A 14,350-nucleotide genomic window follows, 5' to 3' on the forward strand; every position below is an offset into this window, starting at 1 on the left:
GCACGTTCTACCCAACAAAACCAGTTTTGCGGTGAGAACCATCGCAAAATGGTTTATTGGCAGATGCGCCACAGCGGCACAATGCAGTATTGCCTTTTTTTGTTTCCTGCCTGCCGTCTGCATACGTAATCACGCAGTCGGTTTGTATCAGCAGTGGCCCATTGGGCAGCACCTGTATGTTGATGACGTTTGCAGCTTCTGAAAGTACAGCACTGTTATTTTCTTCCGGTGCCTGTTCATTATTCATTACATAGCTGAGTGCGCCGCTCGGGCATTTACGCACCTGCTCAATAATTCGTTCAGTTGTAGCACCTTCCATATTTACCCACGGTCTTTTCTTAGGATCAAAAACCTCTATCAACCCTTTGAAACAAATCGTAGAATGCATGCACATTTCTGGTTGCCATATTACGGTTACATCATTATTGGTGTATTTGTGTGTCTTTACGGGCATAACAATTATTTATATCAGGGGTAAATACTAAGCGGCAATTTACGGCTAAAACAGTTACAGGAATTTCGCCGCTCTTTCAAGGTCTTCCGGTGTGTCTATTTCAACACCCATGTAATCCACTACAACCATTTTTAACGGCACTCCATGTTCAAGATAACGAAGACATTCAATTTTTTCAGCCGCCTCCAGTGGTGTCATCGGCCAATGCGTAAAATCGATCAGTGCCTGCTTCCTGAAGGCGTAGACGCCTATATGTTCGTAGTAAGTAATGGGTATTTCTTTGTTGCGCGGGTAAGGTATTACTGACCGGCTGAAGAAAATAGCGTTGTTGTTTTTATCTATCGCAACTTTTACATAGTTGGGGTCTTCAATATACTGCTGCATGGTCAATACCTGCATCAAACTGGCCACCTGCACACCTGCTCCTTTATCGCCTTCAAAAACATCCAGCAATTGCTTTAGTGGTGCCGCTTTTACAAAAGGTTCATCGCCCTGTACATTTACCACTATGTCAACATCCATATCGGCAACTGCTTCTGCAATACGATCGCTGCCGCTTTCGTGTTGCTTCTTACTCATGACTGCTTTACCACCATGTTGTGTAATCTCGTTATAAATAATATCGCTGTCTGTGGCCACGATCACTTCATCAAATAAGCCGGTAGCCAGGGTATTATCATAAGTGTGTCTTATTACCGGTTTATTGCCGAGCTGTTGCATAAGCTTTGCAGGAAATCTTGTAGCCGCATAACGTGCGGGAATAAGCGCAACTTTCTTCATGTAAAAACTTTACTGCAAAGATGCGGATTAACAGGCTTAAAAGCTAAGCTTGTTGCTGAGCCTTTTGAGTTCTATTTCTGCAGACTTTGCTGCAAAGCGCAGGTTGGTTAAACGGTAGGATGTTTCTTCAAAGCTTTGCTGCGCTTCTCTCAGTTCCAGAATGGTGGCCACACGCAGTTCGAATCTTTTTAAAACAAGATCGATCAAAGCCTGTGTAATACGATAGTTTTCTTCTTCTTTCTCCAGTTGCTGCAGCGTGGTTATGTAGGTCTGGTATTGTTTTACTGCGCTGTTTACATAATCATTTACCAGTGCATCTTTTTGCACAGTTGCGCTTTGGGTATTGATCTCTGCCACGCGCTGCTGCCTTTTAAATGCATTGCCATTGTAGATAGGTATAGAAAGGTTAATACCTGCCTGTGGCCCATAACGCTGGTTCAGCAATAACTGCCCCGCAGCATTTTGTGTTCTGCCATATGTATAACCCGCATTCACACTAAGCGTTGGGTAGCGCAGTGCTGCCGTTTCTCTTTCAATCAGCTCATTTATTTCTATCTGCTGGTTGGCTGCAATGATGTCAGGATTGGTGGAAAGGTTGTCCAATATTGCTTCCAGCTTCATGAGTTCACCAACCTTTATAGAATCGTCTACATTAATGGTTGAGTCAGCTTTCAGTGTAAGCACGCGCAACAATTCCGTTTTGGCAATACTTACAGTAAGCTCCTGCGATTCTTTTGCCTGCAACAGCGTGTTGAGATCTATCTGCGCCTGGAAAACATCTGCGTTGTTTGCCAGGCCAACATCCATTCTTGTCTGCAATATTTCCAGGCGCAGTTTGGAGATGGCAATAGATGAATCTATCGTTTGCGAATACTCCTGCTGGCGCACAATGTCGTAGTATTTCGACATCACATTTGCAATGGCAATCTGTACCTGGGCATTCAGTAATTGTTCGCTTTGAGATTCCAGTTGTTCCAGTCTTTTTTTAGTGCTTACAATGCGCATACCGTTGTACAGAACAAAGTTGGCATTAACGCCCACGTTCAATGAATTGCTTGGTGCTGCATTTGCTTTTACAGTACGTGCAGTATCGCCACCCACGAAACGCTGGTTAAGGCTGGAGAGTTGTTCAAGATCAGATGCTGTACCTGTTACCACAGGCAGCCCGCCGGCTACGCCATAACTGTTGAGCGCATCATTTACCGCAACGTTATTTTTTGCAAGCTGAATATCGAAACTGTTTTTTAATGCAATGTTGATGGCTTCTTCAAGCGTAAGCTTTTGCGCATGCGCCTTAAAAGTAAACAACAACAATACAGCGATAATTTTTTTCATTACACGTTATTGAACTCAAATATTTTTTTGTTTACCGGCAACAGCACAAGCATTGAGCTTTTGTTGTGTCACTCACTTGTACGTCCGGTACTACGGGCAGCAAACGAAGCACCTTGCAACGTTCTTTAAACCAAAGTCTGCTGCTTACCTTTTAACACAAGTATACCTGTTTACTCTTTGTTTCTTTGCCTCCCTGCCTTGTCGCTTCCTTGCCCACAGTACAAGAGTGCGACGCAACAGGCGATGCCATGAAAAACAACTGCCTGGCTCCTGAAAAAACTACTCTGTAACCTCGAGCTTTTTTGTTTTGTGAACACCCGAGATAAAGGTATACACAGCAGGAATTACAAACAATGTAAGTATAAGCGAAAACATAATACCGCCCACAATTACAATACCCAATGGTACGCGGCTTGTGGAAGACGCGCCCAGACTAAGCGCAATGGGCAATGCACCAAATGACGTTGCAAGGCTTGTCATTAAAATAGGTCTCAGACGCTGCGTGGCGGCTTCGATTACCGCTTCTATGCGCGGCATGCCATTTTCCCTTTTCTGGTTGGCAAATTCTACAATCAAAATTCCATTTTTCGTTACAAGACCAATCAGCATAATCATACCTATCTGCGAGAATATATTGATTGTTTGCCCGAAGATGTACAGGCTAAGCAATGCACCAGCCAATGCCAGCGGCACCGTAAGCATGATTGTAAAGGGATCGAGAAAACTTTCAAACTGCCCTGCCAGCACCAGGTAAATGAGCATGAGCGCAAGCCCGAATGCAAATGTTGTATTTGATGAGCTTTCTTCATAATCTCTCGAAGGGCCGCTTAACGAGGTCTGGAAACTTTCATCGAGCAATTTACCTGCAATGGCCCGCATGGATTTTACACCATCGCCAATAGTTTTGCCCTCTGCCAGCGATGCAGAGATTGTAGCACTTTTAAAACGGTTGTAATGGTATAACGTTGGCGGGCTGCTGCTTTCGGTTAGGTTTACTACAGCACTCAACGGAATATTTTCTCCGCGGCTGTTGCGCACGTATAGTTTTTCAATATCTGTTGGCTTGTTGCGGTCTGGCCGCTCTACCTGGCCTATTACCTGGTATTGCTTTCCGTTCATGATAAAGTATGCCAGCCTTCTGCCGCTGAATGCTGCCTGCACCGCGCCGGCCACATCTGTAGTGGAAAGACCCAGGTCTTTTGCTTTTACCCGGTCGATGGTAAGCTGCAGTTCGGGCTTATTGAATTTGAGGTTTACATCAATGTTTTCAAAAACAGGATCCTGCCGTGCTGCCTCGAGAAATTTGGGAATAATATCCTGCAGTTTCTGAAAATCGAGGTTTTGCAAAATGAATTGCACCGGTAATGCACCACGCGAACCTATACCTACAGAAATCGTTTGTTCCTGCACGGCAAATATTCTTGCATCATTAAAGCGGGAAAGCTTTTTGGTAAGGTCCTGTGCAATTTCATTCTGGCTTCGTACACGTTCGTCTGCAGGTACCAGCCCCACACGCCCGAAACCACTGTTTGAGCCGCTGCCCCCAAAACCGGGGGTGGCTGCAAAAACGAAACTTCGTTCCGGCACAGAATCGTACAGGAAACTTACTACTTCGTCTGAGATAGACTGCATTTTATCGTAGCTGGTACCTTCCGGTGCCGTCATCTGGAAGCGCACACTGTTGCGGTCTTCCATTGGTGCCAGTTCGCTTTGCAGTTGCGAACCCACGAGCCAGATGATCAATCCGCACACAACCACCACGATCCAGGCTACCCACCTTACCCGCATAAATCCTTCCAGCATACGCCTGTAACCGCTTTCCATACCGGTAAAGAACGGCTCTGTTTTACGGTAAACCCATCCGTGCTGTGCGTTTTTACGGTTGAGATAAACATTTAGTACAGGTGTTATAGTAAGCGATACAAAAGCGGAGATCAATACGGCCGCTGCCACCACGATACCAAATTCCCGGAACAGGCTGCCCACAAAGCCCTGCAGGAAGATGACCGGTAAAAACACAACCGCAAGCGTGATGGATGTAGAAACAACCGCGAAAAATATTTCTTTACTGCCTTCCAGCGCCGCCTTGCGGATCGGGAACCCGTTCTCCAGCTTACGGAAAATATTTTCTGTAACAACAATACCATCGTCTACCACAAGGCCTGTTGCCAGCACGATGCCTAATAAGGTTAAAATGTTTATAGAGAAGCCTGCCACGTACATGATAAAGAAAGTTGCCACCAGCGATATGGGAATATCGATCAGCGGGCGTATGGCGATCAATATATTCCTGAAGAAGAAAAGGATAACCAGCACAACCAGGCTGAATGCAATAAGAAGGGTTTCCTCCACTTCTTCGATTGATTGCCGCACCAGCCTTGTATTATCTACCAGCACATTAAATGTAATATCACTTTTGCTGCTGCGTTGTATTTCTTCGAGGCGCTTATAGAATTCATCTGCTATATCTACGTAATTGGCCCCCGGCTGTGGTATTACGGCGAGGCCTACGGCATTTACCCCATTGTATTTCCATGACTGTTCGAGGTTTTCAGGGCCCAGTTCTACTTTGGCAACATCACCCAGGCGAACAATGCCGGTGGCATCTTCTCTCAGCACTATCTTATTGAACTGGTCTTCTGTTGTAAGACGGCCCAATGTTCTTATGGTGAGTTCTGTATTGTTGCCATACACTTTTCCCGCGGGTATTTCTACATTCTCTTTGTTTAATGCATCATTGATGTCGGTATAGGAAATGTTGAAGGCATTCATTTTATCTGACAAAAGCCAGATACGCATGGCATACCTTTTTTGCCCGAATATGTTGATGGCGCTTACATTGTTGATCGTTTGCAGTCTTTGCTGGATAACATTTTCTGCGTAGTCACTTAGTTCAAGTAACCCTTTGGAAGGGCTTTGCAGGGCGAGCAGCAGAATAAAATCGCTGTTTGCATCGGCCTTGCTTACAACAGGCGGGGCATCAATATCCTGCGGAAGATTGCGTTGTGCCTGGCTTACTTTGTCGCGCACATCATTGGCAGCGGTTTCAAGATCTACATCGAGGTTGAATTCAACCGTAATATTGCTGGCACCAACCTGGCTGGAAGAACTGATACTGCGAATACCCGGAATACCATTTACTTCTTTCTCTATGGGTTCGGTAATCTGGCTTTCAATAATATCTGCATTGGCCCCTACATAGCTTGTACGTATGTTTACGATTGGCGGGTCTATGGCCGGGTAATCGCGTAGTGCCAGAAACGTGTAACCCACTACGCCAAACAAAATGATGGCAATGTTCATTACAGTTGCAAGCACTGGTCTTTTCAAGGAAAGTTCTGAGATATTCATGTACTGCTGCTATATGCTGGTAAGTGTAAAAAATAATATACAACCCGGACTGTTTATATGCGCTGTGCAGCAGGCGGTTGATCTGTACTATGTAAACTTTACTGATCGCTGCTGCTGCCATGAAAACGGAACCCTGAAGTTAGTGACACAACAGGCGATGCCAAAAGAACAACTGCCGGTTACCAAATATCTATTGTTCTACTACGTCTGTTATTTTCTTTACTGACCTTACTTTGAGCGGGGCATTGGGCCTTGCAAACAAAACACCGCTCACCACGATACTATCGCCGGGTTGCAGGCCTTTTGTTACTTCTATTGTTCCTTCCTGCCGCACACCTGTTTCTATATTTACAAAGCTGGCTTTGCCATCTTTTACCGTAACGATTTTTTTATTCATTGCATCTGGAATAATGGCATTGGTGGGTACCATTACGCTATTGCGGGAGGCGCCTGTAACAAGGTATACTTTTACAAATGAACCAGGATTTGCCGTAGCCGATTCCAGTACGGCACGCACTTTAAGATTGCGGGTATTGAGATCTACCTGTGGCTCTGTGGCAATGATCAATGCTTTTTCCTTTTCGTCACTGTTTTCATCAAGCGCCACTTCTACATACGCACCGCGCTTTACATAATTGGCATAAGCTTCGGGCAGCGTAAAGTCGATCTTTAGTTTGCTTACCTGCTGAATGGTGGCAATGATGTTTGTAGGTGTAACATATGCACCCGGGCTTACCTGCCGTAAACCAATTACACCTGTAAAAGGCGCACGGATTACTGTTTTGTCTACCAGCGCTTCGTTGTAAGCGATATCTGCTTTAATATTGTTTACATTATTTACCGCAGCGTCGTAATCTGCCTGGTTTACGCCGCGTATATCGAGCAGCTTCTGTAATCTTTCCTGTGTTTGTTGTGCCAGTTGGAGCTGAACCTTGCTTTTATTGATCTGCGCCTGCAGGTCTGCACTGTTGATCTTTGCCAGTACAGTTCCTTTTTGTACGGTTTTTCCTTCCGGCACATCAAGAAAAGTAAGGCGGCCGCTGATCTCGGGGCGCAGTTCAGCCGATTCATTGGCTACAACAGTACCATTTACCTCTACCGTGTTAGTAATAGCCGCATTGGCAGCAATGATTACATCTACCTGGGTGGGCGGCTGTGTTGCCGGTGCCTTTGGCGATTCCTTTTTGCTTTTACAGGCACAAAGAAGCAGGAAGGCAAATGATGGCAATGCAAGAAACCGTTGCATTATGTGCATGATAAAATTTTTCCCAGGTGATTAAAAACTAAAGATATAGCAGAATAAACAGTAAAAGGCAAAAGTGGTTGATTGCTATTTGCAAAAATTTATGAATGGTGCTTTATTGCCGCGTTAGTTTTTTGCTAACGTATAAGCATTTCCTGCAAATCGGCAGAGTCTCCGTTGAAAACATTAAAGTCTACACTGGCCTTTATACCGTTTACATGGCCAATGCTGCTGTGCTGCCAGAATTGCCAGTCCCGGTTTACGCGTGGTTGCTTTTGCTCAAAATAGTGTGCTACCCAAAGGGGGTATTGATCGAACTCTTTGCCAAGGTAACGGTTATAAAAATCTGCTGATGAATAAATGATCGGTTTTACTTTATAAGCAGCTTCTACCGTTTGCAGCCACACTTTTATGCGCTGGCGCATAACTGCCGGAGCCACCCCGTACAACTGTTCTATATCCAGCACCGGTGGCAGATCTCCGGGCTCTAGTTTTACCCGCTTTATAAAGTTGCTGGCCTGGGCTTTTCCATCTTTGGTGGCAAGAAAAAAATGATATGCACCCCGGGTTATATGCTGCTCCCCGGCTTTTTGCCAGTTTCGTTTAAACTGGCGGTCGGTATTCAGTAAACCTTCCGTTGCTTTAATGAATACAAAACCAACTTTTACGTCTTTTACCTGCATGCTGGTTACGGCAGGCCAGTAGACGGTTTGCTGAAATGTGCTGATATCTATGCCATGAATAGCATAGTCTGAAGGCAGTTCAATGCCAAAACCGGGGTACATGGTAAACTTTGCGCTATGCCCGGCATACAAACGAAGCAGGTAAACAGCAATAATATAAATACACAATGCGCCGGCTATAATAAACGGTATGTACCGCCACCTGCTTTTTTTACTTTTTGCTTTTACTCTTGCCATAAGCGGCACAAGTTTATTACAAAAATCCTTGCATTAAGGCAACCGCGTTATAAGTAATTGCAAAGATTATTTGTATCCCGGCTTTGGAAGCTATGGGCAGCTTCGTTGCGTCGCACTCTTGTACTGCACAACATATGGCAACAGAGTGTACAGTCGCCGCACATTTTACATTGTTTTCCTTTTAACCAGCACTGGTATTGGTTGCCTGACACAGGCATGGTATGGGTGCAAAAAAAAGACCCTGCATTGCTGCAGGGTCTCTGTATCATTCCTCTCCTGGTTATTTGTTATCTTCTTCTTCTTTAAGTTTGGCTTTGATTTCTGCAAGAGCACCAAGATCTCCAAGGGTTGCTTTTTCAACTTTACCCTGTATGTTCTTAACTGCCTTTTTAGTTTTATCAGCTTCCACTTTTGCTTCTTTCTTCGCGGCTTCCACTTCTTCCTGTTTAGCCTGTTCCCAAATGCGGCTATGGCTTAGGAGGATGCGTTTTTCGTTGCGGTCGAATTCAATTACCTGGAATGGTAATGTTTCGTCTGCAGTTACCGTTTTACCATCTTCTTTTGAGAGGTGGCGTGCAGGAGCAAAACCTTCAAGGCCGTAAGGCAACTGAACGATGGCACCCTTGTCGTCTTTGCGAACAACAGTTGCTTCGTGTACAGTACCCACTGCGAAAGTATCCTGCAGTGCATTCCACGGATCTTCTTCCAGTTGTTTGTGACCGAGCTGCAGTTTCCTGTTTTCTTTGTCTACACCCAGAATAACCACATCAATGTGTTCACCAACTTTAGTGTATTCTGAAGGATGGTTAAAGCGTTTTAACCAGCTAAGATCACTGATGTGGATCATACCACCAATACCTGGTTCCAGTTCTACAAACACGCCATAGTTGGTAATGTTTTTAACCAGTCCTTTGTGTTTGCTGCCTTCAGGATATTTGGTTTCGATGCTGCTCCATGGATCTTCTGTAAGCTGTTTGATAGAAAGACTCATTTTGCGTGTGTCTTTATCCAGCGTTACAACTTTAGCTTCATGCTCGTCTCCAAGCTTGAAGTATTCTTTAGCGTTGATAGGTGTATTTGCCCAGGTAATTTCACTTACGTGTACAAGGCCTTCCACGCCAGGAAGTATTTCTAAGAAAGCACCATAATCTTCAATATTAACTACTTTACCTTTTACAGTAGCACCTTCGTGGATCCACTCAGGCAGCACATCCCATGGGTGAGGAGTTAATTGTTTCAAGCCAAGGCTGATACGTTTCTTGTCGTCGTCGAAGTCTAATACAACCACGTTCAGTTTCTGGTCCATTTTCAACACCTCGCTTGGGTGAGATATACGGCCCCATGAAATATCGGTGATGTACAACAAACCGTCTAAACCACCAAGATCCATGAAAGCACCGAAGTCTGTTATGTTCTTCACTGTACCTTCCAATACCTGGCCTTTCTCAAGTTTGCTCATGATCTCTGCACGCTGTGCTTCGATATCGCTTTCAATAAGTGCTTTGTGAGATACAACAGCGTTCTTGATAGCTTCATTGATCTTAACAACTTTGAATTCCATTGTTTTACCAACAAACTGATCGTAATCAGTTACAGGTTTAACATCTATCTGGCTACCTGGCAGGAATGTTTCCATACCAAATACATCCACGATAAGACCGCCTTTAGTTTTGCTGGTGACAGTACCCGTAACTACCTCGCCTGTTTTGTGTACTTCCACAATTCTTTCCCATGCACGGAAGATGCGGGCAGATTTGCGGCTAAGGAAGAGATGACCATTTTTGTCTTCTTTTTCTACAACCATAACTTCCGCCAGATCGCCAACTTTCATATTGGGCATATCGCGGAACTCGTTTAAAGAAACAAGACCGTCACTTTTAAAACCGATATTGATTACAACATCTGTCTTTGTTAAAGCAACAATACTACCGGTTACAATTTCACCATCTTCAATCTGAACAAAAGTGCTGTCGTAAACCTTGTCGTATTTTTCTTTTTCTTCCTGGGAATAATGAGAAACGTTACGTTTATCAATGCTCCAGTCAAAATCGTCGTGAGCCGCTACAGTTTCTTCAACCGGCTCCTGCACAGGTATACTTGTTGTCGCTGCAGATGCTTCAGTAGCTACAGTTTCAGCTACAGGGGCATTCTCTTGTGCACCAGCGTTTTCGTTAACAATATTGTTTTCACTCATGATATAAAAGCCCGATGTTTTTGTTCGGGGCGGCAAAGGTAATAAAACCGTGGCAAAATGTGGATTCCCGGTGGATTTTTTTAGGTGGGCAGCGTCGTATAAAAATACAAACAAGCCGCGGGACGTTTAATCTTGTTACTGAACGAAAAAACTGCAACCTGCAACAAACAAAAATTGCCCCGCTTTTACGAGCGGGGCAATCTATTTTTATAACGTATTAGGAATTAATATAATCTTTTAAATGAGAGATTGTTTCCTGCTGGGTTAAAATGGTTTCTTTAACCACATCATTGATTGAAATTATGCCCGCAAGCTCTTTACCGGACATAACAGGAAGGTATCGGATGTTTAACCCGGACATCAGTTCCATACAATGTTCTACCGTGTCATACGAATTAACAGACGGAAATTCTGTGGTCATAATATCTCCTACGGTTGTATCATTTGAGTTTCTTCCCTTTAGTATTACCTTACGGGAATAGTCTCTCTCGGTCATAATTCCTTTAAAGGCGCCATTTTCTTCAACTACAACAGAACCAATGTTCTGCTCAGCCATCAGGTGTAAAGCATCAATCACAGGAATGGATGGAGAAACGGTAGTAACATGGTTTCCTTTGCGGCGTAGAATGTCTGCAACTTTTCTCATTTGGAAGCAATTTTGTTGGAGAAGTAAGATACAAAAAAAACATTACCGCTACGCTGTGTACAACCAAAAGATCAATATTTTAAGGTGCTAACCCAGCAATGCCAGCTTTCGCAGATCTGCTACACTGCCATTGAAGACATTTTTATCTACATTGCCCGGTATGCCTTGTACAGACGCACTTTCTGTAAACTGCCATATGGCATAATCGTTCCAGCCTTCTGGCAGCCGGGGTTCATCGTTGCGGTAAGAGGCAACCCACAAAAGATAGCTATCGAAACCGGGGGGATTGCCCATATAATCCTGCCAGAAAAACCTGTTTGTATAAATAAGTGGCTTTCTGCCTGTGGCCGCTTCTATACCTGCCAGCCAGGCTTGTACTTTTTGGGCGCATAATGCCTGGTTGTCTTTGATGTATTGGTTAAGGCTGTTGCTTTGCTGCCATTCAACATCGAGCACCGGTGGCAGCGTTCCGGGTTGAGAAAAATCTATACCTGTGCCGAGCAGGTTATTGACCTGCTCGGCCGCCGTAACATCTTTGAAGGTGAAAAAATGATAAACCCCACGAATGAAATTTAACCGCTTTAATTCATTCATATTACTATGCAGCATGGGGTCTCTGAACCAACGGCCCTGCGTTGCCTTGCAATAAACAAAATTCACCTGCGACTGGTTGATATTGTTCCAGTTGATGGCACCATTATGATGCGATACATCTATACCAAAAACGGGCGCCGGCCGTACACTTGTAAGATCTGTAAGTACGGCCCAGGTATTGGAACCGACAACGCCATCGGGGCTTAGATCGTTATCGTTTTGAAACCGTATAACGGTGCGTTCTGTATCGTTGCCGAAAATGCCATCGACAGAAATGACGTAGCCAAGTTTTGCGAGGCTTTGCTGCAGGAATTTTACATCTGCATTTTTACTGCCTTTTTTGAGTGTTTTCATTATAGTGGTTTTAATGGTGAATGGTCAATAGTGAATCGTGAAAAGTGAGACGTGAATCGTGAAATGAAAATATTTCCACTGAGCACTTTGAATATGCAGTATCGTTGCTGCTTAACATGATACAGTACAAGTGAGTGACACAACAGGTGATGCCACCTGCACTGATGTCGGTTACCCAACTTTTACCTGCGATACTGCCTGTTTACAAAATTGAAAAAGGGAATGTCTACATGCGCGGCGATAACCCATCTTGTATAAGCATTGCTGAGTGTTTCGTTTGTTTCTTCGCCTACTTTTCTTAATAACGGGCCAAACTGGTAACCGCCGGAAAAGTTGATGGGCGAACGCCGCAAACCATACGATACGAAAAGCCCCGGCGCCAGAATATCTTTTAATTGTATAGTGGGTAATTTGGCAATGGAATCGTTTGTAAAACGGAAAGATGTTACGGCGCCAAGGTCTATAAGCGAAGCAAACAATGTGAATGATGAGCCGCCTTTACCCTCATTGAAACCTTTGCCTAACTGCCCCCAGCTTAGTGCAACACCGATTGGTGCAGATACACCCACCGTATTGAAGAATGATCTTTTTCCGATCTCGCTGCCATCCTGCGTAATGTATTCATGACCGGCATTGATACCTACAAAGGCATTGAGCGCAACATTGAAATGACTTTCTCTTTTTATCCTCGAACTGCCGGCAGGCAGTGCGGCTGCTTCTATGGCGGCGGCTACTTCATCTGAATTTTTTGCTTCTGCGACTGACGCTGCAACAGCACCATATTTCAGCATTTTGTCCAGCAGATCCTGGAATTTATGTTTATCGGTTGCGGGTATCGTATCATTTACAGCACGGTAAAAAAGGGTGTCGTAAATCTCTCTTACATTGATGATTGCTGAGCTAAAATTGCGGCGGCTGATATCAAGCCCGAGTTCAAAACTGTTTTCGGTAACACTAAAGAAGCGGTTGACGTTTGCGTCATCAATTGTGAGTACATTTTTGATCGGGGTTTTTATAAGTACCTCTTTGCCTTCTTTTAGAAGTTTTACTACCGAAGCAAAATAATCGAACCATGTTTCGTATTTGACAGCATTGTCTTCTGTTAATGCTTTACAGGCTGCCAGTTTTATTTCTACCAACCGGGCCTGTTGCAGTACAGCCTGGATGCGTACAAAGAAATCGTTGCTTTTATTTTTAAAACCCTCTAAAATTGCTATTAATGCTGTTGTGCCAAATTGTATGTTTTGTGTTTTTGCACGCTCATACATTAAACCCATGAAAACGTTGAAAGCAGTAGAGTCTGCAAGTACCATTTTAAAAGAATCGAGCGAACTCCAGTAATGATCGTTATTGCTTCCTTTAAGGCTGTAGGATATAAGTTGCATGGTTTGAAGTGCTGCCTGCATATCGCTGTTTATTGCCGATGCATTAAGATCGAAATCTTCTATCATATTGCCGGGATGTACGTTATTGGAAAGCGATTGGTAGATAAACCCTGCGCTACCAAGTATAAAGCCGAGTTTGGCTTTTAATGCGGTATCTAATTTGTTTGGCCAGTACCCTACATCGAACCACAACGGAATATTGGCTTGCAGCGTACGGAGATCTTTTTCAAATGCTTCGCGCATCATGGTAAGATAGCCCTGGTAATTGTATATTTCTGTACCTATTGCAGCGAATGTTTTGGTTGTTTGCGGAAAGACAATCTGAAGATCTTTGTATTCCGGTGAATCCAGCAATTGCTGAAACCTTTCGAAGAAGGCGGTTGTCAGTTCCTGCTTTGTTCGTTTGACTAAAAACTTCGCGATGCCATCAGCGATATTGGTTACATCAAGACCACCGATGGATGAGAGGATGCCGGATGATATATTTTGTTTACCAGCACCACCACCTGAAACAGCAAGTGCAGAACCTTTGATGTTGTTCCAAAAAGGTTCGCTTTTGAGTTCTTCAAAAGTTTTGCCTGTATGGGCTTTTGCGATTTCATTTAGCAGGGTGAAGCTTGCCTGTGGATTGTATTTTTTGGAACTTAATATAGCATCATGTATAAAAGAGATACCCACCGCTGCCTCTTTGATCACAGGCTTGTTATTAATTAGACCATTCTCTGCATTTGCGCTTTTCGTAATGGTAAGTTCGCGGCCTTTAATACCGTCTTTGAAGAAAACTAGTTTAACAGTATCTGCTGTAGCACTTGACAGGAGTTGTGTAATATCTGCTGTATTTTGGGCCGAGCTTAAACTTATGCCAATACTGACGCCCGGCGCATCACTGCTCTGCAGGCTAACCGTTTTACCAGTTGGAATTCGCTCCACTATTAATATGAATGACGAACCACTGAACGTTGCAGTTAATGCATTTAGGCCAGCATTCAATTTTGAATAATCGAATTTAACCGTGTCTGCGTTTTGGGCATTGCTTGTTACGCAACAGCAAACAGCTATTGTAAAAAGCAGGATAAGTTTTGGTGTTTTCATTG

The 14,350-nt window shown here is 44.0% G+C and carries 10 protein-coding genes; all 10 read right to left on the reverse strand.

Annotated elements, in window-relative coordinates; all coding sequences use genetic code 11:
* Positions 1-7: 7 nt before the first annotated feature.
* On the reverse strand, positions 8-454 hold the full coding sequence (locus tag I5907_RS04675; protein WP_196989562.1) for a (4Fe-4S)-binding protein: 447 nt from the start codon (positions 452-454) through the stop codon (positions 8-10).
* A gap of 54 nt (positions 455-508) precedes the next feature.
* Entirely contained in the window at positions 509-1,234 is a 726-nt protein-coding gene (gene kdsB, locus I5907_RS04680; protein WP_196989563.1) for a 3-deoxy-manno-octulosonate cytidylyltransferase, read from the reverse strand.
* A gap of 36 nt (positions 1,235-1,270) precedes the next feature.
* On the reverse strand, positions 1,271-2,569 hold the full coding sequence (locus tag I5907_RS04685) for a TolC family protein (RefSeq protein WP_196989564.1): 1,299 nt from the start codon (positions 2,567-2,569) through the stop codon (positions 1,271-1,273).
* Positions 2,570-2,848: 279 nt separating this feature from the next.
* Entirely contained in the window at positions 2,849-5,920 is a 3,072-nt protein-coding gene (locus I5907_RS04690; RefSeq protein WP_196989565.1) for an efflux RND transporter permease subunit, read from the reverse strand.
* A 190-nt stretch (positions 5,921-6,110) separates the two neighbouring features.
* A complete protein-coding gene (locus I5907_RS04695) occupies positions 6,111-7,175 on the reverse strand; it encodes an efflux RND transporter periplasmic adaptor subunit (protein ID WP_231401965.1) in 1,065 nt (354 codons plus the stop codon).
* 125 nt (positions 7,176-7,300) lie between these two features.
* Positions 7,301-8,083, reverse strand: coding sequence for a glycoside hydrolase family 25 protein (locus I5907_RS04700; protein WP_196989566.1), 783 nt, complete (start codon positions 8,081-8,083; stop codon positions 7,301-7,303).
* Positions 8,084-8,363: 280 nt separating this feature from the next.
* Positions 8,364-10,277 carry a 30S ribosomal protein S1 gene (gene rpsA, locus I5907_RS04705; RefSeq protein ID WP_196989567.1) on the reverse strand — a complete coding sequence of 638 codons (1,914 nt, stop codon included), beginning with the start codon at positions 10,275-10,277 and terminating at the stop codon, positions 8,364-8,366.
* Positions 10,278-10,494: 217 nt separating this feature from the next.
* On the reverse strand, positions 10,495-10,923 hold the full coding sequence (locus I5907_RS04710) for a CBS domain-containing protein (protein WP_196989568.1): 429 nt from the start codon (positions 10,921-10,923) through the stop codon (positions 10,495-10,497).
* Positions 10,924-11,010: 87 nt separating this feature from the next.
* Entirely contained in the window at positions 11,011-11,871 is an 861-nt protein-coding gene (locus I5907_RS04715; RefSeq protein ID WP_196989569.1) for a GH25 family lysozyme, read from the reverse strand.
* Between the two features lie 182 nt (positions 11,872-12,053).
* Positions 12,054-14,348, reverse strand: a complete 2,295-nt coding sequence (locus I5907_RS04720; RefSeq protein ID WP_196989570.1) for a hypothetical protein — start codon at positions 14,346-14,348, stop codon at positions 12,054-12,056.
* Between the last annotated feature and the right edge of the window lie 2 nt (positions 14,349-14,350).

This window comes from Panacibacter microcysteis (assembly GCF_015831355.1).
Lineage (GTDB): Bacteria > Bacteroidota > Bacteroidia > Chitinophagales > Chitinophagaceae > Panacibacter > Panacibacter microcysteis.